Raw genomic sequence first — 25375 nt, 5'->3', positions numbered from 1 at the left:
TATCATCGCAGTACCGGAGTATAAATTTGGGTAGTAACCAGATTTTATGCAACCAGAATTATTCACACTCACCGGTTAAATGCCTGAACATGACATCCAGCTTATATCCCCCCGCGCTGCACTTTGGGATGCCTGAAAAAATACAGTCACATGTCCGGACGTCGGACAGCCTACCGGAAAGATATCAGCAATACCGGATCGCACAGGCCACGGAAACTACCTATGCAGAAGGCCCTTTTGGCAGTTACATCACACAAGACGTCAAAGACCCTGACTGGGTGATCAGCTGGCAGCATTGCTTTGTAAAGGAAAAGGTAAGATTGCGGCCTACCGTCACACAACCCATGCTGGCGATGTATTGTATCCTGCAGGGTAATATATCCTGCCGCTTGCAGGGAAAAGGAAAACTGATGCTGATCGAAAAAGAATTTGGTATCTATTACATTCCTTCCAATTCTCAGAATACTGCGGACCTGCGGCCCGGTTATTACGAAATGATATGTATCTCATTTTCTCCTGCTTTCTTCCGGAATTTCATTGCGCATCATCCTTCGTTTGAAGAGATCTATCAACAGCATCAACGGCAGGCGCGTAGAGCTGCTTTATTACCAGCGACGCGTATGGATGCCAACGATATGAAAGTACTACTTGAAATGCGGCAGTCCCCCGAAACAGCCACCGACATGAAGCCCTTTATTGACGCAAGGATCCAGGACCTGCTGACGCTCTACTTTAGCGCATTCACACCTAAATATCTGCAAAATGGAGAGCAGGCACAAAAACTCAGACTGATCTGCCAGTACATCCAGGAGAATTACCACCTGCCGCTCAGCATCTCGGAATTAAGTAAACAGGCCGGAATGCACATCAACGGTTTTGAGAGGGCGTTCAAGGAATTGCTCAGTGTATCGCCCAGAGGATATATAGAACATCTCCGGCTCAAAAAAGCAGCTATCTTACTTTCCCAGACGACGCTAAGTATTAAAGAAATCAGCTACAGCACCGGCTACCGCGGCGCCAACTATTTCACAGCCGTATTCCGCAAGCGCTACCGTTGTTCTCCCAGAGAATATCGGAAAAACCGCTTAACTTGACGGAAAATGCTGTATCGATGGACGCACAACTAACGGACAGGCTTATTAAGATCAGGAGAGAAATTCACGCTACACCTGAACTAGGGTACGAAGAACAAAATACATCCCGCCTTGTGAAACATGAACTGGACCGGCTGGGAATAGATTACATATCAAATATTGCGGGTACTGGCGTTATTGCCACACTGAGACGGGGTGAGGGACCATGTGTAGCCCTTCGTGCAGATATGGACGCATTGCCCATGCAGGAAGAAACCGGCCTTCCATTCTCTTCCACCGTAAATGGGAAAATGCATGCCTGTGGCCATGATATTCACACTACTATACTCGTAGGCGCGGCTGCATTATTAAAAGAGACTGATTTCCGTGGAACTGTAAAATTCCTCTTTCAGCCATCAGAAGAAGGTCCGGCCAATGACCCGGAAAAGAAAAGCGGCGCCCGGAAGTTTGTTGAAGCGGGGCATCTGGATGATGTACAGGCAGCCCTGGGCTTGCACGTAGACCCATCACTTCCTGTAGGACAGATCTCCTATGCACTGGGCCCGGCCCTGGCATGCACTGGCTTCTTTACAATTGAAGTAAGGGGAAAGGCAGCTCATGCAGGGGCATCACCGCAGCTGGGCATAGATGCAGTACTGATTGCATCACAACTGGTGCAGTCCGCTCAGGCCATTGTTTCCAGGCATACGCCACCGATGGAGACCGCCGTGCTGTCATTTACAAAGATCAATGGCGGAGTGGCTCCTAACGTGATTGCCGATAAAGTAGTATTGGAGGGCACTATCCGGGCACTGGACCTGGGCATTTATGAAGGGGTCGTCGCTCATTTACAGAAAATCATGGATGGTTTGCAGATAATCCATCAGACAGAGATCATCTTCGATCTGTATTTTACTATACCAAGCGTACTCAATAATAAGGAGATACATCAGCATCTGCAGGGTAGTCTGACCGGGGTTTTTACAGAACAAAACGTACTGGAAAAAGTACCACTGCTGGCCGGTGAGGATTTCTGCTATTATTCCCGTAAAGTACCCTCCATGTTTTACCTGCTGGGCGCTCAGGATCCGTCCTCTCCTGGTTATTATCTGCATCATCCCAAGGTGATCTTTAATGAGGCCTGTATTCCTTTTGGAGCATCCTTCCTGGCCCGTGGAGCTGTTGAACTCCTGGAGCGCTTAAGGTAATTGTCGTAGCTTTGCGCCTTTATCAGAATTAAGGGGAATGGAACAAAAACATTTAGGAAAGGGAGACACGGCATTCATGGCCGCCTGTGCAGGATTGATCGTTGCCAACATTTACTATTGCCAGCCACTTATCGTATTAGTGTCAAAAGAATGGGGATTGCATGAAAGTATTGCAGGAAGGATCACCTATCTGACACAGATCGGTTACGCATTAGGTCTATTGCTGCTGGTACCCCTTGGAGATATTCTTGAGCGTCGTAAACAAATATTGTTTGGAACGGGCGCTGCCATCGTGGCTTTATTAATGGCTGCCACCGCACCAAACTTCATCGTGTTACAGGTAGCCAGCGTATTGATCGGCGTCTGCAGCATAATACCACAATTAATCCTGCCACTGGCAGCCACTCTGTCAGCCGACCATAAACGAGGCAGTATCATTGGCACGATCATGGCTGGCCTGCTTGTCGGAATACTGGCTTCCCGCAGCCTGGCGGGAACGATCGGATCGTTTTACGGCTGGCGGGCCATGTATTATATTGCTGCCGCGATATGTGCGGTATTGTTGATATTAATGCGATTCCGCTTTCCGGTAAGCAAGCCGTCTTTTACTGGAAACTACGGGCAGCTCATGAAATCAGTCGCGGGTTATGCAATGACCCAGCCGCTGCTAAGACGGGCTGCTCTGACCAATGCACTCTCCTTTGCCGTGCTCAGCGCGTTCTGGGTAACAATGGTATTATTCCTGTCCGCAGCACCTTTCGGTTACAAAAGCTTTGAGATCGGACTGTTCGGACTGGCAGGAGCAGCAGGTGCCCTGGCAGCCCCGCTGGTAGGAAAGATCAGTGACGGCCGCGACCCAAAGAACAATATTATTATAGGACTGGTATGTGAGCTGCTCAGCTTTATCGCCTTTTATTTCACGGGCAGTGGTATATTCCTCCTGCTGGCAGGTATTATCATCCTGGATGTCGGTCATCAGGCGGTACAGGTCACTAATCAGACCATTATATATTCTATACTACCAGAGGCAAGGAACCGTTTCAATACTGTGTTTATGACCTCCACTTTTATAGGTGGCGCCACCGGCTCTGCTTTGGGCCTGTTCCTGTGGAATGTCGGTCATTGGCCGGCTGTTTGCGCAGGTTGTAGTATAGTGATCACTCTCAATATTCTACTCTTCTTCAAAAACAAGGCAAAGGCAGCCCGCAGTCTGGAAGTAGCCATGCAAAAAATTTGATACCACCACTGCAATGAGGTTTGCATGAAAGCGCCTATCTTCGGTACACGACCTTTGTCACCTTTAACAGACACAAAAATCGTGTACTGATGCGTCATTTTATGATCATTGAGGCCCCATCTAACCTGGGTTTAAAGGAGTTACGTCCTGGTGTGGAACCTGGCGTCAAGTTCTTACCCGATGCCCTCCGCCGGCACGGCTTCGCCAGAGAGACTGGCATTTCCCAGGTTATCAACGTTCCCGCTCCACCATATACAATGGACATCGACCCTGAAAGCCAGATCCGGAATGCTGACGGCATTAACTCCTACAGCCAGTTGCTGGCCGAAAAGGTATGTGAGGCCGTAAAAAAAGATATTATCCCGATCGTTATCGGGGGTGATTGCAGTATTCTTATCGGAACAGCCCTTGGACTCCGGTGTACGGGTGGGCACTACGGATTGTTTGCCATGGATGGGCACCATGATTATATGCTGCCGGCACATTCGGGTACAGCCGGTGCCGCAGGTATGGGGCTGGCAATAGTATCAGGTAATGGGCATCCTAAATTGTCGGATATCCATGAACTGTGTCCATATATAGAGGAGGAACATATTTACGCCTATGGCAACCGGGAGCTGGCTCCGGCGTATGTTCAACTTATTACCGACAGCCAGGTTACTTATCATGACCTGCCAGCTATCAGGGAAAAAGGGATACATACGATCACGACTGAATTCCTGACAATGATAGGGCATTCCGGACTGGATGGTTTCTGGATCCACCTGGATGTGGATATACTGGATAACAACATTATGCCCTGTGTGGACAGTCCGGAAGAAGGGGGCTTATCTTATATGGAGCTGGAAGATACGCTGGCACCGCTGATAGCTTCTGGCTACTTCCGGGGCATGCACGTCACGATCCTGGACCCAACCATGGACCCGGACGACCGGTATACCAGGACCTTTTCCGACCAGCTGGCCGGCATTTTAAGGCCTGCAGTAAAGGGTTTGACGGTAAGGTAAAATTTCTGCCGTGTCTGATTTTTTTTATCAATAAAAAAATATACCTTCGCAGTCCTTTTTCCAGGATGTCTAACTGGAGGAGAAGTTCTTATAAATAGTTGTTGCGGGTGTGGTGAAATTGGTAGACACGCCAGACTTAGGATCTGGTGCTTCACGGCATGTAGGTTCGAGTCCTATCACCCGCACTTTTTTTGACGCTTAATGCAAGATGCTGACCGCTTAACGCAGAGACGCCTCAGCATTAAGCGTTTTTTTTTATCAGGCCATTCGGCATCCGGCTTTTGAAAATTGCCATTAAGGCGCTTAGTCACCAAGTAACTCCCACACATCTGCCATTCCTTCGTGCCTTTGTGACTTCATGGCAGAAAATACAAACAAGGAATTATTATTGCTTCATACAAGAACATTTAAACTATTATGGCAACCGTTACCAGAGAAAACATCGGTTTATTGAATGATAAGATCACTGTGAAAGTGAGCCAGGAAGATTACCTTCCGAATTTTGACAAAGCAGTAAAGCAACTCAGCAAAACCGCCAATATACCAGGATTCCGTAAAGGCATGGTGCCTGCAGGCATGGTGAAAAAGATGCATGGTCCAGCTATTTTTGCGGATGAAGTATTGAAAACTGTGGAAAAAGAGCTGATGGGATATCTCCAGAACGAAAAGGTGGAAATATTTGCCCAGCCTCTGACTCTTGACAAAGAAGCGAGAACTTTCGATCACAATAATCCATCCGAATACAACTTTGATTTCGAAATCGGTCTCAAACCAACTTTCGATGTAACTCCACTAGAAGGCGGCAAAACAACCCTGACCCGTTACAAGATCAAAGCCACTCCTGAAATGCTGAACGAAGAGATTGAGCGCCTCCAGTTAAGAGGTGGCAAATCTGCTGAGGTTGAGGCAATTTCTTCCGAAAATAACGTACTCGGCCTGAATGTTGTTGAAACAGACGCGCAGGGTAACGCTGTAGAAGGCGGTCTGCAGAAAGAAGTTTCTTTCCTGGTAAAGAATTTCTCTGCTGCTACCCAGGCAGAACTGCAGGGTAAGAAAAAAGACGACAGCATTGTGGTGCTGACTTCAGCTGCTATTGATGCAGATAAATTAGTATGGTTCCAACACGAAGTGCTGGGTCTGCACGAAGATATCTCTGCTAAATACTACAAGCTGACTATCAATAAAATAGAATTAATCGAAAAAAGAGAACTGAACGAAGAGTTCTTCAAAGAAGTGTTTGCTAATGAAGAAATCACGACAGAAGCAGCCTTCCGCGAAAAACTGCAATCAGAAATAGAAAAATCCTGGGATGCCGAAAGTCGCAACCGCCTGCACAACGACCTGTTCGAAGTGCTGGTTCACGAGACTCCTATTGAGCTGCCTAAGGATTTTCTGAAACGTTGGCTGCAGACTGGCGGTGAAAAACCAAAAACCGCTGAAGAAGCTGACAAAGAATATCCAGGTTTTGATCATCAGTTACGTTGGACACTTATCAGCGATAAACTGATCCGCGAAAATCAGCTGGACGTTTCATTCGATGAGGTAAAAGAAGCTGCTAAGCAGAAAGTTATGGGCTACTTTGGTGGTGCTGCCGCTACCGATGGTGCTGACTGGCTGGACAGCTATATGGAGCGCCTGCTGCAGGATGAGAAATTCGTGGATCAAACCTACCGCGAAATGGTAACCCAAAAATTGTTTGATTGGGCAGAACAAAAGGTAAATGTGAAGGAAGAGGAAGTAACAGCCGAAGAATTTGCTAAATTACCTAATAAACATCACCATCATGAACATTAATAACGAATTCAGGAAATATGCCATCCAGCATAGAGGGATCAGCAGCCTGGTAGTAGATAGCTATACCCGTCATCAGATCAATGCCCTGACACCAAACATCATCGAGGAACGCCCGATGAACATGGCGATCATGGACGTGTTTTCCCGTTTGATGATGGACCGTATCATTTTCATGGGCGACCCTGTAAATGATTACGTAGCAAATATCATTACTGCTCAGTTACTGTTCCTGGAATCTACAGACCGTACCCGTGATATACAGATGTATATCAACAGCCCAGGTGGTAGCGTTTATGCAGGTTTAGGTATATATGACACGATGCAGATCATCGCTCCTGATGTGGCAACTATCTGTACTGGTATGGCTGCCTCTTTTGGCGCTGTACTGCTGGTAGCTGGTACAAAAGGTAAGAGAACTGCGCTGAAACACGCCAGGGTTATGATTCACCAGCCTCATGGTGGTGCAGAAGGTCAGACTTCCGACATTGAAATCACTGCCCGTGAGTTCGTAAAGCTGAAAAGAGAGCTGAACGAAATCATTGCCGGCCATTGCGGTCAGCCAGTGAAGAAAGTGGAAAAAGATTCTGATCGTGACTATTGGATGACTGCTGATGAAGCAAAAGAGTACGGTATCATCGATGACGTACTGACAAGAAATCCAAGAAAACAACAGGAAAATAACACTCCGCAATAATAGATTACGGAAAAGGTAAATTGAAAAAGGGTGCTGAAAAGACATTTTCGCACCCTTTTTTATTCATAATTACCCTTTCCCCCTTTTAACGTACCTTTGTAAGCTATGAAAGAGTCCAAAATCCGTTGCTCATTTTGCAACCGTTCAAAAGATGAAGTGCAGATACTGATTGCAGGTGCAGAAGGTCATATCTGTGAGAACTGTGTGGCAAACGCTCAGGAGATCATAGAACAGGAGCTGTTTCAGCAGCAAGGCAAAAAAGCGCCTTCCCACTTTGTTCCTAAAGTGGCAAAACCGGTTGAGATCAAGAAGTTCCTGGACGAATATGTAATCGGTCAGGACGATGCAAAGAAAATATTGGCTGTAGCCGTTTATAATCACTATAAAAGACTGAACCAACAAGTAGGTGATGATGATGTGGAAATTGAAAAATCCAATATCATCATGGTTGGTGAAACTGGTACCGGTAAGACCCTCCTGGCGAAATCCATTGCCCGTCTGCTAAACGTTCCATTCACTATCGTAGACGCTACCGTGTTTACAGAAGCCGGATATGTCGGTGAAGATGTGGAGAGCATTCTCACCCGCCTGCTCCAGGTATGTAACTATGATGTCGAAGCCGCTGAACGTGGTATCGTATACATCGACGAAATAGATAAGATCGCCCGTAAAAGTGATAACCCTTCCATCACCCGTGACGTAAGTGGTGAAGGTGTTCAGCAGGGCCTGCTGAAGCTGCTGGAAGGTACAGAAGCACTCGTTCCTCCACAGGGCGGACGTAAACACCCAGAGCAGAAACTTATTAAAGTGAACACTCAAAATATCCTGTTCATATGTGGTGGTGCATTCGACGGTGTTGACAAGATCATCAGCCGCCGGGTACAGACGCATAGTATCGGCTTCAATGTTAATACTGACAGAGAAGAAGAGAACAAGAAACACATACTTCGCTATGTGAACTCTCAGGACCTCAAAGCCTTCGGTCTGATACCAGAATTACTGGGTCGTCTGCCGGTAGTTACTTACCTGAACTCCCTGGATCACGAAGCCCTCAAGGCGATCCTGACCGAGCCGAAGAATGCATTGGTGAAACAATATAGAAAGCTCTTCAAAGTGGAAGGTATTGACCTGGTGATAGAAGATGATGCAGTTGATTATATCGTATCAAAAGCAATGGAATATAAACTTGGCGCCCGTGGTCTCCGCTCTATCTGCGAAGTTGTACTGAGCGACGCTATGTTTAATCTGCCATCTTCCAATGAAAGCACTTTCGTACTGACAAGGGCGTATGCAGAAGAAAAACTGGATAAATCCACTTTGGTTCAGTTAAAAGTTGCGTAATAACTTTTTATACTAATACTACAGGGAAATAAGAAATGGTCCGCCGACGGCGGACCATTTCCTTTTATAGCAATAAATAACGCTAGAATGTTATCATATGACATCTACCATCAGTCCTTATTAATATAGTGCTGAATAGCCTTTAAACGACACTTATTCAGGGCTACACGCATCAGCAGCGTATCAGCTTCTGCATTCATATCTATCAGCTGCGCAAGTGCTACCTTGTCGATACGCAATACAGGCAGCTCTTTATTAACAAAATCGCTTGCCACTTCCTCATTCTTCCATTCATAGCCTGGCCGGTGTAACACCAATAATTGTACAGTATCCTCATTAAACGCCGTCACCTTCGCGGCGCCCCAGCTTCCTACATTACTATCGAAGAAATAATAGTCACCTATGGCAGGTTCAAGTACATGTGCAAACAACGCCTGACGGTCATCCCGACTGTTATCAAACTGGTCGAAACTGGTGTAGTAATCAAAAAGCACCCGTCCAAGGAATGCTAATATGATAGCTGCAGCCAGGCCTAGTGGCCCAAGGCATGCCCACAAAGAAAAACGGGGATGATAGATCTCGTTGAGCTGTTTCGCTATGTCATTCTCCATTTTTTCCAATGTCCCATCTTCATACCGTGCATACCAGCCAGCACTGGTCGGTATTACAGGGATCAGGTAAATGTGAAAGTAATATTGGATGTATTCAAGCTGTAACACACCAGGCATCAAATGAATAATACCAGCTTCTTCTTTAGATAATACTCTTCTGGTAAAATAATGTATTCCAACAGGGATTCTGCGCATAGGGATAGGGCTTACGTCGGGCAAAAATATAATATAATTTATACATCCTGTATTTTCTCATTACCTTTAAACTCAAAGCAATACGATATGGACCTCTTAAAAGAACTACAAGAAAAAGCAGGCCTCTCCAATGAACAGGCAGTAAAGACTTTCGAAATACTGAAAGAGTATGTAAGGGGTAAAGTGCCTGTGTTCCTGTCAGGTACCGTGGAGAAATGGTTTGCCGATATTGAAAAAAGAGCCGGCGCCAGTGGCACAACTGATGAAAACAAAGACAACGATTTCCTGGAACACTAATTAACCAGGCTTGCAGGATAATAAAAGGCCGATCTGTCTGAGACAGATCGGCCTTTTCCGTTTAAATAATCCGGCAGTCGAATACATGCCAGGGACTTTACTAACAGTAGAGCGATCGTTAACTAATTCTTTCGCGGTACAAAAAAACATCCGCTTTGAAACGGATGCTTTCCTTGTGGGTTGCGTAAAAATGTTTCGATTGTCTTTCTTTTGTTGAAGGTTGATAAATGGTAAAGAGTGATGAATTAACCCAAATTTAACGTTCTTAATTCACAATTCCATCACCCTAATTATCTAACAGTCACTTTTTTGCAAAAAAAAAGGACAGCACACATCATATTATTATATTATAACATGATTAACCTACTAACTTATAGGGTAATATTGTTCAATTTTGCGAGCAATATTTTTTTGCTCAAAATATATATTTTGTTGACAAAAAGTTAGAAGTTTGATCATTTACGATGCGATTGAGCAAATTTTTGTTCATTTCTGTCTGTTTTGTCGCAACCATTGAACGAATTGAAAATGCACGTAGTGCATCTGGTACACTTAATGTCCCTTCCGCAGAATCCTTCCGGCCTGTGAATGGATATACATCAGGCCCACGCTGACACTGACAGTTAATATTTACACGGCTTACCTGATTCACCAACGGATCAATCAGCGATGCCAGTTCATCTGCATCATTAGAGAAGATACTTACCTGCTGACCATGATCAGATTCAATCAGGTATTCAATAGGCGTTTCTATATCGTCGAATGGTAATACCGGGATCAATGGGCCAAACTGCTCTTCCCTGTATAATTTCATCTCTTTATTTACCGGATATAACACCGCTGGGTACACGAACGATTCATAGGAGGCACCTCCATGCTCATTGATCACCTTCGCACCATTCGCCAGCGCATCGTCAATACATTCCTTCAGATAAGCAGGCTTTTGCGGTTCAGGCAGCGGCGTCAGAAATACCCCTTTTTCCCATGGCATGCCTACTTTTAGCTGACCAATTGCTGCGCTTAACTTCTGCAGGAAGACATCCGCTATCTTACTATGTACAAAGATGATCTTCAGCGCTGTACAACGTTGTCCATTAAACGACAGTGAGCCTAACACCGTTTCCTGCACTGCCAGGTCCAGGTCAGCCTTATCGGAAATAATGGCTGCATTTTTGGCATCCAGTCCGAGTATAGCCCTTAACCTGTTCACTTTCGGGTGCATCTTCTTCAGCTGATTAGCCACCTTACTGCTACCAATCAGTGTCAGGACATTGATCTTACCGGATTCCATTAGCGGACCGATAATTACGTTTCCTCTGCCATAGATGGTATTCACTACGCCTTTAGGAAAACAGGACGCAAATGCTTCCAGCAGCGGATAATGTAATAAGGTGCCGTGTTTCGGCGGTTTGAACAACATCGTGTTACCCATGATCAGTGCGGGGATCAGTGTTGTGAAAGTCTCGTTCAATGGATAGTTGAACGGTCCCATGCAGAGCACTACGCCCAATGGAGAGCGCCTGATCTGCCCAATAATACCCTGTTCTATTTCAAAACGGCTCGAATTACGGTCCAGGTCTTTCAATGCGTCTATGGTAGTGTTGATATATTCTACAGTACGATCAAACTCTTTAATGGAATCTGTATAAGACTTGCCGATCTCCCACATAATGAGTTTCACGATTTCAGATTTCTTCTCGATCATTTTACCCGTGAATTTCTCCATGCAGGCAATACGCTCAGAAACCGTCATAGTGGGCCATTCGCCACGGCCATCATTATAAGCCAGAACGGCAGCGTCCAGGGCCGCCATCGCCTCTTCCTGTCCGCATAAAGGGTAAGAACCGATCACTTTTCTCTCGAGTCCGTTTGTTGTCTGAATACAGATCGGAGATAACACGGTGTGCACATCGCCATTCCATGGTTTCATCTCACCTCCTGAAAGATACTCCCGCTGGTGTAATTCCCCCGGTAACCGGTACTCGGCGGGTATAGCGTCCTCAGTTGGGAACATGTGATGCAGTTGTTCTTCAAAGCTCATGACATAGTTAATTTAGTAAAATGAAGATAAGAAAAGGACGCCACAGACGATAGTCCCTCCATCTCAATAGCTGAAATTCATCCCGGAATCTGTCTTTTATACTATTAATGGCACGAATAGTAACATAAAAAGAAAAGGGCGTCTCAACCATAGTTGATACGCCCTGCTAATGTTAGTATTAATAGCTGATCGCTATTTCAACGCTTCTCTGGCAATTACCAGCTTCTGTATCTCGGAAGTACCCTCTCCGATCGTACAAAGCTTTGCATCACGATAAAATTTCTCTACGGGGAAATCTTTCGTATACCCATACCCCCCAAATATCTGAACAGCTTCATTGGCAGTCTTAACTGCCACCTCTGAAGCATAATATTTCGCCATCGCTGCATGCTTGGTCACCTTCGCTCCTCTTGTCTTATCATCAGCTGCCTGCATGGTCAGCAACTCAGCCGCCATGATCTCAGTAGCCATGTCTGCCAGTTTAAAAGAGATGCCCTGGAAACTGGCGATCGGCTTATCAAACTGATGTCGTTCCTGGGCATATTTCAGGGCTGCTTCATAAGCCCCCTTGGCAATACCCAGGGAAAGTGCCGCGATTGAGATACGTCCGCCATCCAGTACTTTCATTGACTGGATAAACCCTTCCCCTTCATTACCCAGCATATTCGCAGCCGGTATACGGCAATTATCAAATATCATCTCAGCGGTTTCAGATGCGCGCATGCCCAGCTTATTTTCCTTTTTCCCGCCACTAAAACCAGGTGTTCCACGCTCCACGATGAAAGCACTCATACCGTGACTATCCCTCACATCGCCCGTGCGCGCGATCACGACTGCTACATCCCCACTTTTGCCGTGAGTGATCCAGCATTTCGTGCCGTTGAGCACCCACTCATCTCCATCTCGGTGTGCGACACATTTCATGTTCATCGCATCCGAGCCGGTATTAGGTTCTGTAAGTCCCCAGGCACCTATCCATTCAGCACTCGCCAGTTTGGGCAGATAATGTTGCTTTTGCTCTTCAGAACCGAACTGCAAGATGTGCCCCGTACACAAAGAGTTGTGTGCCGCTACACTCAATCCGATAGCACCACAGACCTTTGAGATCTCGCTGATGACAGTCACATACTCCAGATATCCGAGTCCGCTACCGCCATATTTTTCAGGAACGAGTACTCCCATGAGTCCCAATTCTCCTAATTGTTTGAATAACTGAACCGGAAACGTTTGATTTTCATCCCATTCAAGGATATAGGGGTGCATGTGTGTCTTTCCGAAATCTCTAATCACCTGCGTAATCTGCTGCTGCATTTCTGTGGGCTCAAAGTTCATAATGGGGAATTTTCTGTTTTGATGTAATGTTCAATTTTACGATAAATACTATCATCTACCAATGGTATGCCAAGAAGATCCTTCGGCTGGCTGAAAGGCCCGTGGTTACTACGATACAGTATAATTAACCGCGCCAGTTTGTAACGGATATATGGATGTTGTGCCAAAGATTTTTCATCCGTCTGGTTGATGTCCAGTTTTTTTAGTGAAACCTTATACAATCTGAGATAAGGTTGAATTTTGTTAAATGTACTGTCCGGCAGTCCGAATGTCTCGCGTACCTGACCGATCTCATAGAATCCTCCCAGCCTGTTCCGGAATTTCACTATGCGCGCTGCCAGTACCGGCCCGATACCCGGCAATGCCTCCCATTGTGTAGAATCAGCGATATTAATGTCCAGTTCCAGGTGACGTTTCCCTGGTTGAAACACCGTTCCTGAAGCAGACTGACGTTGTCGGTGAGCCCCTGTGTCCCATTTGTGGCCTGAAGTAGCAATGATCACATATGGCATCAGCTCCCGGCCCAAAACCGGCGGCAGACCATAAATACGTAACAGATCTTCTTTCGAACGGAATCTGCCTCCTTTAGCAATATATCGTTGTATGGTCCGGGCAGTACGCTCATTGACTCCCAGCTCCCTCCAGCCCGTCGCCTCCAGTGTATTCGGATCAAAATAAAATCGCTTTACAGGTTTGTCACTACTACTTGTAGTATCAACCGGGGATGTTGTTTCATATAAAGCCCTGCGGAAAGCACTGACTTCAGCCAGCAACGTGCTGTCTTGTTTTATTATTTCAACTGGCACATAATACTCCCATAAAACAGGCATGCCTGCACAAATAATCGTCAGCATAAGTAACAACACTATACCATGCCGTTCCTTCCTGGAAAAACTGCAATAGACTTTCCACAAAACCTGCTTCATGGGTTAACAATTTTAAAGCAGGGCAAGTTAGCGTATAAACAACCGAAAATGGTTAATGCGAAGTTAATCCCACCAGGGAATAATAGGTTTATAGCGTTCCTGCGTTACTTTATCGCCCAGTGATCAAAATGGTCTCTTTGGCGATAGGACCGCAATCCAGCATATCACAAACGATTTGCGGCTCTTTTTCAATAATGTTGAAATGAAACTCCTCTCCTATTGCTATCCCTGCACGATTGATGATCGCAACACTGAGTACGTTTTCATATACCTGCCGATCATGGCAGTTGGTCCATGTTACACCTATATCTTTGTTCATTACCTGCACAACAGTAGCTGCGCAGGAAGAATAGACAATCTTGCCGATCAGTCCTTTCTGTATAATGGTCTTTTCTTCAATATTGTCTTTACTGCAACCTCCGGAGACAGTCAGCAGACAGGCAAATAATACCAGTAGCGTACATGTAAACTTCATAATAAGGGATATTTAAATCAGCAACACCTTGCTTTTCCATCCTCTGTCTGATCCGGAATATTGATCTTCATGTTAATCACAGGCAGCGTATAAAAGGACAGACCCACTACAAGCAGTGAAACTGTTGCAGATCGCATAAAAAGGTGTTTCTATTTAAACGGAGACCTTATCTGGAAAGTTACAGGATGACTTCCAGCCCATCGTATGCCAGCGCCATGCCATGAGGTAGTTCAGCAGAAACTTCTTCATGTAGCCCCAACTGATGACTGATATGTGTAAAATAAACCTGGGGAATATCCAACTCTCTGGCCAGCGCAATGCCTTCGTCGAGTGTAAAGTGAGAGATGTGTTTTTCTTTTCGGAGTGTATTGAGCACCAGAACCTTTGATCCGACAATCTTCCTTTTCTCCTCTTCTGCTATAAAATTGGCGTCAGTGATGTAGGTAAAATCATTGAAACGGAAGCCCAGTACCGGCATCAGGTGATGCATTACGTTAATAGGTACAATATCCAGTCCGTTGACATTAAATGGAGCACTGCCGATCGTGCGGAGGTTAAGTTCGGGAATGCCGGGATATTTCTGTTCTGCGAACGCATAGGAAAACTCGTTACGGATGACCTGCTGGGTGAACTCCGTAGCGTAGATATCAATTGCGCGTTGCTGAAAATAGTTAAAAGCACGGATATCGTCCATACCCGCAATATGATCTTTGTGAGAATGGGTGACCAGCACTGCTTCCAGGTGCTTAACACCAGCTCTCAGCATCTGGTATCGAAAGTCAGGAGTTGTATCTACAACGATATTACCAGCGGGCGTATCACTGATCAGGATACTGCTGCGCAGACGCTTGTCCTTTGAATTAGAGGAAACACATACCTGGCAGCCACAGGCGATAACAGGAACGCCCTGTGATGTACCTGTTCCTAAAAAAGTTACTTTCAATTTTCTGAAGGTTGTTCGGGTGAAGGTGATTTTTCCTCAGCATTGCCATCTGCAGCATCCGGCGTTGCTCTGTTTTCAATGATCTGTTTGTACAGCTTCAGCGATTCAGGTGTCAGCAGGTTTTCATCGAGCTCCATAGAACCAATGATATCCAACAGGGTATTAATACGGCCTTCGAGGTTCAGGAATTTATTAACAACAACCACCTTCTTGTGTTCGAGTACACAATAGCCGGAGTTAAACGTTCCTTTTTCAAAACGCAACTCGTACTTAGCCTCTCCAAAGATCTTTTCGAGGCGGGTCAGGTTATTAGGCGTGACTTTAAAATTCATTCAACAAAAATAAGGAAAAAGCCCGGAGTCCCTATTTACTCACCAGTCTGGCTACCGGTACGATCACTTCTTCCAGTGAAATACCGCCGTGCTGGAACGTATTCCGGTAGAAATTAACGAAGTAGTTATAATTGTTCGGATAACAAAGATAGCCGTCCTCCTTTGCAAAAATGTAGGAGGAATTGACATTTGGACGAGGCAGCCCTGCATCTTTAGGATCACGGAAAGCCAGTACTTCCTTCGCCTCATAATTCAGGTTACGGCCATGTTTATATCTGAGATTGGTCGTCGTCTGCTTATCGCCGATCACCTTTACAGGCGTTTTCACCCTTACATTACCATGGTCGGTAGCTATAATGAGGTTGATCTTTTTATCTGCCAGTTTCTTCAGTGCCTGATGAAGCGGCGAATGCTCAAACCAACTGGCCGTAATAGAACGGTAGGACATTTCATCGGCAGCGAGCTCTTTCAATACCTCCATCTCAGTACGCGCATGACTAAGCATATCCACAAAATTATACACAATCACATTCAGGGGATACGACATCAGGTTATGAATATTGTTGACCAGGTGCTGACCGTCATTGTGGGTGGTCACCTTGGTATAAGAGAACCGGCTGTCCATTTTCAGGCGGCGCAGCTGATCGGCCAGGAAAGTCTCTTCATACAGGTTCTTTCCCCCTTCTTCGTCATCATTCTTCCACTCCTGCGGGAAACGGCTTTCGATGTCTACTGGCAGCATACCGGCAAATATGGCGTTACGGCTGTACTGTGTGGAAGTAGGCAGGATACTGTAAAAAGTATCCTCCTGTACCAGCCGGAACGATTCCAGGAAGATCGGCAATATAGCCTTCCATTGGTCCAGCCGGAGGTTATCGATGATAATAACGAAATTTGGCACTTCACTATCCAGAGCAGGAACGATCTTCTCACGGAAAAGGGTGTGAGACATCACCGGCGCTTCTGTTGCCTTTGGATGTACCCAACTGGCATAATTACGGCTGATGAATTTAGCAAACTCCGTATTGGCTTCTGCTTTTTGGGTAGTGAGTACTTCCAGCATTTCCGGATTGTTCGTCTTCCCCATTTCCATCTCCCAGTATACCAGCTTCTTATAAATATCCATCCACTCGTTGTAGTCAGGGTTGGAGTTGAGCGCCATGAACAGGCTGCGGAACTCCTGCTGGTAAGCGATGGTCGTCTTTTCAGCTACCAGGCGCTTGTTATCAATGATCTTCTTCAGGGACAGTAATACCTGATTCGGATTCACCGGTTTGATCAGATAATCGGTGATCTGGGAACCTATTGCCTCGTCCATTACATTTTCTGCCTCATTCTTGGTGATCATGACAACCGGGATCTGCTGGTCGATCTCCTTGATCTTGCCCAGCGTCTCCAAACCAGTTATACCTGGCATAGATTCATCGAGCAGTACCACATCTACCACCTGCTCACGCAGAAATTCGAGGGCATCGTACCCGTTTGTAAGTGCGGATACTTTATAACCCTTTGTTTCCAGGAACATGATCTGTGATTTCAGTGATTCTATCTCGTCATCTACCCAAAGTATATTTATTTGACTCATTCAAGTATGGTGTTTATGGTAAAGCTAAATTTAGTTTGCACTGGCAACTATCGTTCTCAAGTTAACATTTCATTTTGTCAAAAACCGTTCCCACTGCAGTCGATGGGCACAATAAATTGTTAAAAAACAACATGTTCCATTGCCAGTTATTAAATATTAATAATTTCGATCATAAATTTAGTTAAAATAGAGGGGAAGATAGGGGAAAGACTTTCCACGTGCGTCTATACATTAGAAAAAGTTACAGATAATAATTCCTTAACGTAGCTTTGTCCGAGCTAAAGGAGAACGGTAAATGGCAGAACGCAAGCGTAAAATTGTGAATGATCCGGTGTATGGTTTTATTACAATAGACCATCCGTTGATCTTTACACTGATTTCCCATCCTTACTATCAGCGCCTGCGCAGGATCCATCAGATGGCCCTGGCACATCTGGTTTATCCCGGCGCAATGCACACCCGGTTCCATCACAGCATGGGGGCCTATCATCTGATGAGCTGCGCCCTGTCCGAACTGAAGGGAAAGGGGGTCGAAATCACTGAAGAAGAAGAGGTTGCTGCAAAGATGGCCATACTTTTGCATGATATAGGACACGGACCCTATTCACATGCGCTGGAGAACGGTATTATCGAAGGGGTATCGCATGAAGAGATCAGCCAGTGGCTGATGGAGGAGCTGAATAAGGAGATGGATGGCGCGCTGACGCTGACAATAGATATATTCAACGGCCGTTACCATAAGACTTTTTTACACCAGCTGGTATCCAGTCAGCTCGATGTGGACAGAATGGACTACCTCAACAGAGACAGCTTCTATACGGGTGTATCTGAAGGAGTGATCAGCTATGACAGGATTATAAAGATGCTGACAGTACACCGTGGAGAGCTGATGGTGGAGGAAAAAGGGATCTACTCAATAGAAAAGTTCATTATAGCGAGAAGGCTCATGTATTGGCAGGTATATCTGCATAAAACAGTGCTCAGCGCTGAAAATATGCTGGTAAAGATCTTACGCAGAGCTAAAGAACTGGCATTGCAGGGTGTAACTCTTTTCGCCTCCCCTGCGTTAGAGTATTTTCTCTATCACACGATCACTGCCGCAAACTTTGAAGAAGAGCCGGCGTGTCTGCGACAGTTCTGTTTGCTGGACGATTATGATATCATGGGAGCGATCAAAGTATGGGCGCAACACCCGGACAAGGTACTCTCTTTATTATGTAACTGGCTCATCGACAGGAATTTATATAAATGCATCCTGAATAGTGAAGCATTTGATATGGAAAGTATCCAACTGCTGAAACAAAAGGTGCAACGGGAATATGGCATTAGTGGTACCGATCTGGACTACTTTGTTTTTACAGGCACAGCCTGTCTTAGTACATATAATATGAATAACGAGAAAATCAATATTCTTTTCAAAGACGGCACTGTTAAAGACATTTCTTCCATTGATAATCCCCTGATTAGTCACACGCTGGCTATACCCGTAAAAAAATTCTACATTTGTCATCCAAAAATCTGATGAATGGCTAATTATCAATTAAGAATAAAAAAAATACGATAGGCGAAGGAAGTGTTTTGATAGCTGGTCAGATTCGGATAACATTATTAATTAATAACTATGCAGTTTAGCGCATTACAATTGGCTACCATGTTAGATGGTAAGCTGGAAGGCAACCCGGACGTAAAAGTGAGTAACATCGCCAAGATTGAAGAGGCGGGTGAAGGGATGCTCAGTTTTATCGCCAATCCTAAATACGAAGAGTTTATCTATACGACCAATGCCTCTATACTTATCGTGAATGAGAGCCTTGTGACAGAAAAACCTGTTAAATCTACGCTTATCAGGGTAAAAGACGCTTATAGCGCCTTCGCCCTTCTCCTCGAAAAATATAAGCAGATCATGGGTAATAAGACGGGCATTCAACAGCCGTCCCATATTCCCGCGTCTGTTAAGACCGGACAAAATGTCTTCATCGGCGCTTTTGCCTACCTGGGTGAGAACGTCGTACTGGGTAACAATGTAAAGATATATCCAGGCGTATACCTGGGTGATAATGTGATCGTAAAGGATGATACCATCATTTTCCCAGGTGTAAAAGTATATGAGAACTGTGTACTGGGCAGCCGCGTAATACTGCACGCTGGTTGTGTGATCGGTGGAGATGGTTTCGGATTTGCCCCTCAGCCTGATGGCACTTACAAGAAAGTACCACAGATCGGTAACGTGATCATCCATGATGATGTGGAAATCGGTGCGAACACAACTATTGACCGTGCCACGATGGGTTCCACTATCATCCGTCAGGGCGTAAAGCTGGATAACCTCATCCAGATCGCGCACAATGTGGATGTAGATACTAACTCCGTGATCGCTGCACAGACAGGCATTTCCGGCAGTACTAAAATTGGTAAGAACTGTGTGATTGGTGGTCAGGTAGGCCTGGTGGGTCACATCCAGCTGGCTGATGGCACTAAGATCAATGCACAGAGCGGCCTGTCCAAATCAATAACAGAACCGAATACGGCCCTTATGGGTTCCCCGGCTTTTGATTATAAAAGTTCCCTGAAAAGTCAGGCAATTTTTAGAAATTTGCCCGATCTGGAAAAACGCGTGAAAGAATTGGAAGACATGGTAAAACAACTGCTTTCCGTGCGGGAAGGTGTTTGATGATTAAAGTAGGATAAACAGTTATAACTAAATATGAATAATCAACAGTCGTCTAATCAACACACGATAAAAACTCCAGTTACAATATCGGGTGTTGGTTTACACACAGGTGCGCATGTAAATATGACCCTGAAGCCGGCTAATCCCGGTTATGGTATTAAATTTCAGCGTGTGGACCTGCCGGAACAGCCTGTAGTTAAAGCCGATGTGGATTATGTAGTAGATACGTCCCGCAGCACTACCCTTGAACACAATGGCGCCCGCGTTAGTACTATTGAACACATCATGGCAGCCCTCGTTGGCACCGGTGTTGACAACGTACACATTGAAGTAGATGGACCAGAGATCCCTATCATGGATGGTAGTTCCTACCCTTTTATCCAGAAAATAGAAGAAGCTGGTATCACTGAACAGGATGCGAAAAAAGTATGGTACACGATCGATACTAATATCACCTTCTACGATGAAAAGAAGAATGTGGAAATGGTAGCTTTACCTGCTGTAGATTACCGCATTACCTGTATGATCGACTTCAACTCTCCTATACTCGGCACACAGCATGCGAATCTCAATAGCCTGCAGGATTTTAAAGAAGAAGTAGCACCTTGCCGCACCTTCGTATTCCTGCATGAACTCGAATACCTGATCTCCAATAACCTGATCAAGGGTGGCGATATCAATAACGCCATCGTGATCGTGGATAAGGCCGTAAGTGAAGAACAGCTGAGCCATCTGGCGAAAGTGTTCGAACGTGAGCATATCAGCGTAGCACAGAGAGAAGGCATCCTCAATAACATTCAGCTTCATTTCCCGAATGAACCGGCACGTCATAAACTGCTGGACATTGTAGGAGATCTCGCACTGGTAGGTGTTCCTATCAAGGCGCACATCATTGCTAACCGTCCAGGTCATGCTTCTAACGTGGAGTTTGCCCGTAAGATCAAGCAATACATCAAGAAGAATAAGCATATTAAAGATGTGCCTGTTTACGATCCAAGTAAACCTGCAGTTTTTGATGTGCCTAGTATCGAAAAGACACTGCCGCACCGTTTCCCGATGCTGCTGGTGGACAAGATCATCGATCTTACCGATTCACAGGTTGTAGGTATTAAGAACGTTACCTTCAATGAACCCTTCTTCCAGGGCCACTTCCCAAGTAACCCCGTTATGCCGGGCGTATTACAGGTGGAAGCACTGGCACAGTGTGGCGGTATTCTTGCGCTCAGCACAGTTCCTGATCCTCATAATTACGATACCTATTTTGTCAAGATCGACAATTGCAAGTTCAAACAGAAAGTTTTCCCGGGAGACACCATGATCCTGAAGATGGAGTTGCTGAGCCCAATCAGAAGAGGCATAGTGGAAATGAGAGGAACTGTATTTGTAGGCAATAAGGTAGTAACAGAAGGCGACCTGACCGCTCAAATCATTAAAACAAGAGAAAGCTAAACCATAGCAATGATCCATCCGCTTACTTACATTCACCCGGACGCCAAAGTGGCACCAAACGTAAAGATCGATCCGTTCACCGTGATTCACAAAAATGTTGAAATCGGTGAAGGAACCTGGATCGGTTCAAACGTAACTATCATGGAAGGCGCCAGGATCGGCAAGAACTGCCGTATCTTCCCGGGGTCTGTAATATCCGCTATCCCGCAAGACCTCAAATTTGCAGGCGAAGAAACCACAACAGAAATAGGAGACAACACCACCATCAGAGAGTATGTAACTATTAACCGCGGTACCAGGGATAAATGGAAAACTGTGATCGGCAACAACTGTCTGATCATGGCCTATAGCCATATTGCCCATGACTGCGAAGTAGGTAACAGCTGCGTATTCTCTAACAGCACCACCCTGGCTGGTCATATCACCGTGGGAGACCACGTGGTACTGGCTGGTATGGTTGCCGTACAGCAGTTCTGTAAAATAGGCGATCACGCCTTCGTTACAGGAGGCTCACTCGTGAGAAAAGATGTACCGCCTTTCGTAAAAGCAGCACGTGAACCGCTGTCTTATGTAGGTGTCAATTCTATCGGTCTCAAAAGAAGAGGCTTCTCTCTGGAAAAGATCAATCACATCCTCGATATCTACCGTGTAATATTCGTAAAAGGATACAAGCTGTCAAAAGCGATCAGTATCATCGAAGCGGAATATCCTGCCACTGACGAAAGAGATGAAATACTCTCCTTTATCCGTGAATCCGGCCGGGGTATTATGAAAGGTTATACGTCACTAGCCAGCGACGAATGAAAATAACACTCGACCAGACAGGTAAACGCTTTAACTACGACTGGATCTTCCGTCGTGTTTCCGCCACTTTCGAACAGGGCGGAAGATATGCTATACTTGGCCCCAATGGCTCGGGAAAATCAACTTTACTACAGGTTATCAGCGGTCACCTTCACCAGAATGAAGGTACCGTTACTTACCATAGCGCACCGGAAGAACTGCTCAGCCCTGATCAGTTCTTCCGGCAATGTGCCATCGCTGCTCCTTATCTCGAACTCGTCGAAGAATTTACATTGGCAGAAAGCCTCCAATTCCACCTTCAGTTCAAAAGCTTCATACCTTCTGTTAAACCTGCTGATGCGGTGGCCATCGTTGGCCTGGAGAAATCCATGCACAAACAGGTCCGCAACTTCTCATCCGGCATGAAACAACGCCTCAAACTGGCGCTGACCATTTTCTCTGATGTACCCGTGCTGCTCCTGGATGAGCCCTGTACCAATCTGGATGCCGCAGGTATCCGGCTTTATCAGCAACTGATCACTGACTATAGCGGCGACCGCCTGATCATCGTGAGTTCCAATGATGAACAGGAATATTTCATGTGTCCCAACCGGATCAGCATACAGGATTATAAATAAGCTCCTCTCTGCCGTGACTGCATCAGCCGTCACAAACGTCTTGTTTCTTATATTTGAATACTAACTTACTTACTCAATATGCAAACTGCCAGTAAAAAAGTAATCAATGGCTGGGCGATGTATGACTGGGCAAACTCGGTATACAACCTGGTAATTACCACTACCTTTTTCCCTATTTACTTTACCTCCGTTACTAAATCAGATGCAACAGGTAACAACGTATCCTTCTTCGGTAAATCTTTCGTGAATTCGGCCCTGTACGATTATGCCATGGCCGCAGCCTTTATATTAGCAGCCATCCTGTCTCCTGTTCTTTCCTCCATTGCCGATACCAGAGGCAATAAGAAACGATACCTGATGATGTTCACCTGGCTCGGTGGTCTCTGCTGCTGTGCACTGTATAACCTGAAAGGGCCCAATCCCGATGTCGAATACGGCGTTATCTTTTTTATACTGGCTACGCTGGGTTATTGCGGCGGGCTTGTGTTCTATAACTCTTACCTGCCTGAGATCGCGGCAGTGGAAGACCGTGACCGTATCAGTGCCAAAGGCTTCTCTATGGGCTATATCGGCAGCGTTCTCCTGCAGATCATTGGCTTTGTCCTCGTTTCTAATGGCGAATCATTCGGGATAGATGGTCAACTGGCTGTACGCATTACCTTCCTCCTTACCGGTATCTGGTGGATAGGCTTTGCACAGATCACCTTTATCCGTCTGCCTTCATCCAAAGGCACGATCCAGGAACATAAAACCAATGCTATTACGGAAGCGTTCCAGGAGATGAAGAAAGTATATGCGCAGGTAAAAGAGATGCCTGTGCTCAAACGCTTCCTGCGTGGTTTCTTCTTTTATAGCATGGGCGTCCAGACTGTGATGATGGCGGCGACTATCTTCGGCAGCGAAGAGTTACACCTGCGTCCTACCAACCTGATCATCGCTGTAGTGGCTATCCAGATCGTTGCTGTACTCGGCGCCTGGGGCATGGCTAAACTCTCCGGCAGATACGGTAACCTTCCCGTACTGATGACGGTTATCGTATTATGGATCGGTATCTGCCTCGCTGGTTACCGCATGCAAACAGAAACCCACTTCTATATGCTCGCTGTCGCCGTAGGCCTGGTAATGGGTGGTGTACAATCACTCAGCCGCTCCACGTATGCCAAACTGATGCCGGAAACAGAAGATACCGCCTCCTTCTTCAGTTACTATGACGTACTGGAAAAGTTGTCCGTGGCTATAGGCCTTATCACTTTCGGCTATATCCATGAGCTGACCGGTAGCATGCGTAACTCCGTACTGGCACTGATCCTGTTCTTCATCATCGGATTGCTCTGGCTGTTCTCCGCTAAAAGGAAACAAAATAGCCTCACCGCAAAAAGCTGAAATTCACGAACTTCAGCTCATAAACGCATCACATCATGAACTTATATACAATAGAGACAGGACATTTTAAGCTGGACGGTGGCGCTATGTTTGGCGTAGTGCCCAAAAGCATCTGGAATAAGCTCAATCCGGCTGATGAAAACAATATGTGCTCCTGGGCTATGCGCAGCCTGCTCATAGAAGACGGTGACCGCCTTATTCTCATTGATACCGGTATCGGTAACAAACAGGATGAGAAGTTCTTCAGCCACTATTATCTCCACGGAGATGATACGCTGGACAAGTCACTGGCAAAGCATGGTTTTAACCGTAATGACATAACAGACGTGTTCCTGACACATCTTCATTTTGACCATTGCGGTGGATGTATAGAGAGACAGGGCGATAAACTGGTGCCAGCATTTAAGAATGCGGCATACTGGAGTAATGAAGAACACTGGCAATGGGCGACAAAACCCAATGAACGTGAAAAAGCGTCGTTTCTTAAAGACAATATCCTGCCAATACAGGAAAGTGGTCAGCTAAAGTTCATTCCAAGAGAGGAAGGCATTCCTTTCAGCAATGACATTAATATCCGCTTCGTACATGGCCACACTGACTCTATGATGCTGCCACAGATCCAGTACAAAGACCAGACAATCCTGTATATGGCTGATCTGCTGCCAAGCAAGGGACATATTCCCATTCCCTATGTAATGGCCTATGATATGTTCCCGCTCACGACCCTACAGGAGAAAAAAAGCTTCCTGCAGGAAGCCCTTGAGAATAAATATATTTTGTTTTTTGAACACGATCCTGTGACAGAGTGCTGCACATTGCAACAGACAGACAAAGGCATCAGAATAGCCGATACCTTACGCCTGTCTGATCTGTAAAGAGTGCCATATTGGCACCACGCGTCCCTGCTGCACACATTTTGTAATATCTTTACAGGAGGTTATTTTACCATGGCTATACATTTGACTCAAGACAATAAATTGAAGAAACTAATAGTAGTAGGAGACAGAGTACTGATAAAACTGACGACTGCAAATGAGCGCACAGAAAGCGGCTTATACCTTCCACCCGGTATGCAGGAAAAAGAAAAGGTACAACAGGGATATGTGATCAAAACAGGTCCCGGTTATGCGTTGCCGCTTCCTTCTGAAGAAGATGAAGCATGGAAAGCGGAAGAAGATAAAGTCAAATACATTCCGTTACAGGCCAAAGAAGGCGACCTTGCGATCTTCCTCCTCAGCGGCTCTACCGAAGTTTCCTATCAGGGAGAAAAATATTATATCGTTCCGCAGGGTGCTATTCTGCTGCTGGAACGTGAAGAAGACCTGTAATAACGGGTGTATCCTTCAGGTATTACGAATGT

Annotated in this window: 24 protein-coding genes and 1 tRNA gene; 17 read left to right on the top strand and 8 right to left on the bottom strand. The window is 45.7% G+C overall.

What is annotated here, in order from left to right:
• Positions 1-89: 89 nt before the first annotated feature.
• From GWR21_RS22025 to clpX, 8 genes are all read left to right on the top strand, one after another.
• Entirely contained in the window at positions 90-1094 is a 1005-nt protein-coding gene (locus tag GWR21_RS22025) for a helix-turn-helix domain-containing protein (protein WP_162333835.1), read from the top strand.
• 17 nt (positions 1095-1111) lie between these two features.
• Positions 1112-2281 (top strand): M20 metallopeptidase family protein, encoded by a 1170-nt coding sequence (locus GWR21_RS22020; protein ID WP_162333834.1) that lies wholly within the window; start codon positions 1112-1114, stop codon positions 2279-2281.
• Positions 2282-2318: 37 nt separating this feature from the next.
• Positions 2319-3518 carry an MFS transporter gene (locus tag GWR21_RS22015; RefSeq protein ID WP_202928977.1) on the top strand — a complete coding sequence of 400 codons (1200 nt, stop codon included), beginning with the start codon at positions 2319-2321 and terminating at the stop codon, positions 3516-3518.
• Positions 3519-3607: 89 nt separating this feature from the next.
• Complete coding sequence (locus GWR21_RS22010) at positions 3608-4525, top strand: arginase family protein (RefSeq protein WP_162333833.1); 918 nt, start codon at positions 3608-3610, stop codon at positions 4523-4525.
• A 103-nt stretch (positions 4526-4628) separates the two neighbouring features.
• Positions 4629-4710: transfer RNA gene (locus tag GWR21_RS22005), tRNA-Leu, on the top strand.
• Between the two features lie 232 nt (positions 4711-4942).
• Entirely contained in the window at positions 4943-6319 is a 1377-nt protein-coding gene (locus GWR21_RS22000) for a trigger factor (protein WP_162333832.1), read from the top strand.
• The gene (gene clpP / locus GWR21_RS21995; RefSeq protein ID WP_162333831.1) at positions 6309-7013 is read left to right on the top strand and encodes an ATP-dependent Clp endopeptidase proteolytic subunit ClpP; all 705 of its coding nucleotides are present in this window, start codon (positions 6309-6311) and stop codon (positions 7011-7013) included. The genes GWR21_RS22000 and clpP overlap by 11 nt, the downstream gene beginning before the upstream one ends.
• Before the next feature lie 105 nt (positions 7014-7118).
• Positions 7119-8354: an ATP-dependent Clp protease ATP-binding subunit ClpX gene (gene clpX / locus GWR21_RS21990; protein ID WP_162333830.1), complete on the top strand. Its 1236-nt coding sequence runs from the start codon at positions 7119-7121 to the stop codon at positions 8352-8354.
• Between the two features lie 110 nt (positions 8355-8464).
• Here the strand turns inward: clpX and GWR21_RS21985 are convergent, their stop codons facing one another.
• Positions 8465-9160, bottom strand: coding sequence for a hypothetical protein (locus GWR21_RS21985; RefSeq protein WP_162333829.1), 696 nt, complete (start codon positions 9158-9160; stop codon positions 8465-8467).
• An 87-nt stretch (positions 9161-9247) separates the two neighbouring features.
• Here GWR21_RS21985 and GWR21_RS21980 point away from each other — a divergent pair, with 87 nt between their 5' ends.
• On the top strand, positions 9248-9457 hold the full coding sequence (locus GWR21_RS21980) for a hypothetical protein (protein ID WP_162333828.1): 210 nt from the start codon (positions 9248-9250) through the stop codon (positions 9455-9457).
• A gap of 415 nt (positions 9458-9872) precedes the next feature.
• Here the strand turns inward: GWR21_RS21980 and GWR21_RS21975 are convergent, their stop codons facing one another.
• The 7 genes from GWR21_RS21975 to porX all read right to left on the bottom strand — a co-directional run bounded on the left by GWR21_RS21975 (position 9873) and on the right by porX (position 17091).
• Positions 9873-11498: an NADP-dependent glyceraldehyde-3-phosphate dehydrogenase gene (locus GWR21_RS21975; RefSeq protein WP_162333827.1), complete on the bottom strand. Its 1626-nt coding sequence runs from the start codon at positions 11496-11498 to the stop codon at positions 9873-9875.
• A 192-nt stretch (positions 11499-11690) separates the two neighbouring features.
• The gene (locus GWR21_RS21970; RefSeq protein WP_162333826.1) at positions 11691-12830 is read right to left on the bottom strand and encodes an acyl-CoA dehydrogenase family protein; all 1140 of its coding nucleotides are present in this window, start codon (positions 12828-12830) and stop codon (positions 11691-11693) included.
• Positions 12827-13756, bottom strand: a complete 930-nt coding sequence (locus GWR21_RS21965) for a ComEA family DNA-binding protein (RefSeq protein WP_162333825.1) — start codon at positions 13754-13756, stop codon at positions 12827-12829. The genes GWR21_RS21970 and GWR21_RS21965 overlap by 4 nt, the downstream gene beginning before the upstream one ends.
• 109 nt (positions 13757-13865) lie before the next feature.
• A complete protein-coding gene (locus tag GWR21_RS21960) occupies positions 13866-14231 on the bottom strand; it encodes a hypothetical protein (RefSeq protein ID WP_162333824.1) in 366 nt (121 codons plus the stop codon).
• A gap of 178 nt (positions 14232-14409) precedes the next feature.
• Complete coding sequence (locus GWR21_RS21955) at positions 14410-15174, bottom strand: MBL fold metallo-hydrolase (protein ID WP_162333823.1); 765 nt, start codon at positions 15172-15174, stop codon at positions 14410-14412.
• Complete coding sequence (locus tag GWR21_RS21950; protein ID WP_162333822.1) at positions 15171-15506, bottom strand: hypothetical protein; 336 nt, start codon at positions 15504-15506, stop codon at positions 15171-15173. The genes GWR21_RS21955 and GWR21_RS21950 overlap by 4 nt, the downstream gene beginning before the upstream one ends.
• Before the next feature lie 31 nt (positions 15507-15537).
• The gene (gene porX / locus GWR21_RS21945; RefSeq protein WP_162333821.1) at positions 15538-17091 is read right to left on the bottom strand and encodes a T9SS response regulator signal transducer PorX; all 1554 of its coding nucleotides are present in this window, start codon (positions 17089-17091) and stop codon (positions 15538-15540) included.
• A 295-nt stretch (positions 17092-17386) separates the two neighbouring features.
• Between porX and GWR21_RS21940 the strand changes: the two genes are divergently transcribed.
• From GWR21_RS21940 to GWR21_RS21905, 8 genes are all read left to right on the top strand, one after another.
• Positions 17387-18613 carry an HD domain-containing protein gene (locus tag GWR21_RS21940; protein WP_162333820.1) on the top strand — a complete coding sequence of 409 codons (1227 nt, stop codon included), beginning with the start codon at positions 17387-17389 and terminating at the stop codon, positions 18611-18613.
• A 99-nt stretch (positions 18614-18712) separates the two neighbouring features.
• Positions 18713-19762 carry a UDP-3-O-(3-hydroxymyristoyl)glucosamine N-acyltransferase gene (gene lpxD, locus GWR21_RS21935; RefSeq protein ID WP_162333819.1) on the top strand — a complete coding sequence of 350 codons (1050 nt, stop codon included), beginning with the start codon at positions 18713-18715 and terminating at the stop codon, positions 19760-19762.
• A 33-nt stretch (positions 19763-19795) separates the two neighbouring features.
• Complete coding sequence (locus GWR21_RS21930) at positions 19796-21211, top strand: bifunctional UDP-3-O-[3-hydroxymyristoyl] N-acetylglucosamine deacetylase/3-hydroxyacyl-ACP dehydratase (RefSeq protein WP_162333818.1); 1416 nt, start codon at positions 19796-19798, stop codon at positions 21209-21211.
• A 9-nt stretch (positions 21212-21220) separates the two neighbouring features.
• Positions 21221-22015: an acyl-ACP--UDP-N-acetylglucosamine O-acyltransferase gene (gene lpxA, locus GWR21_RS21925; protein WP_162333817.1), complete on the top strand. Its 795-nt coding sequence runs from the start codon at positions 21221-21223 to the stop codon at positions 22013-22015.
• Positions 22012-22632, top strand: a complete 621-nt coding sequence (locus GWR21_RS21920) for an ABC transporter ATP-binding protein (RefSeq protein WP_162333816.1) — start codon at positions 22012-22014, stop codon at positions 22630-22632. Before lpxA ends, GWR21_RS21920 begins: the two co-directional genes overlap by 4 nt.
• Before the next feature lie 78 nt (positions 22633-22710).
• The gene (locus GWR21_RS21915; RefSeq protein WP_162333815.1) at positions 22711-24015 is read left to right on the top strand and encodes an MFS transporter; all 1305 of its coding nucleotides are present in this window, start codon (positions 22711-22713) and stop codon (positions 24013-24015) included.
• 35 nt (positions 24016-24050) lie between these two features.
• Positions 24051-24890 carry an MBL fold metallo-hydrolase gene (locus GWR21_RS21910; RefSeq protein ID WP_162333814.1) on the top strand — a complete coding sequence of 280 codons (840 nt, stop codon included), beginning with the start codon at positions 24051-24053 and terminating at the stop codon, positions 24888-24890.
• Between the two features lie 102 nt (positions 24891-24992).
• On the top strand, positions 24993-25343 hold the full coding sequence (locus tag GWR21_RS21905; RefSeq protein WP_238429945.1) for a co-chaperone GroES: 351 nt from the start codon (positions 24993-24995) through the stop codon (positions 25341-25343).
• Positions 25344-25375 lie beyond the last annotated feature (32 nt).

This window comes from Chitinophaga agri, from assembly GCF_010093065.1.
Classification (GTDB): Bacteria; Bacteroidota; Bacteroidia; order Chitinophagales; family Chitinophagaceae; genus Chitinophaga; species Chitinophaga agri.
Note: the sequence above shows the minus strand (reverse complement) of the source record. Positions and strands in the feature narration are given on the sequence as shown.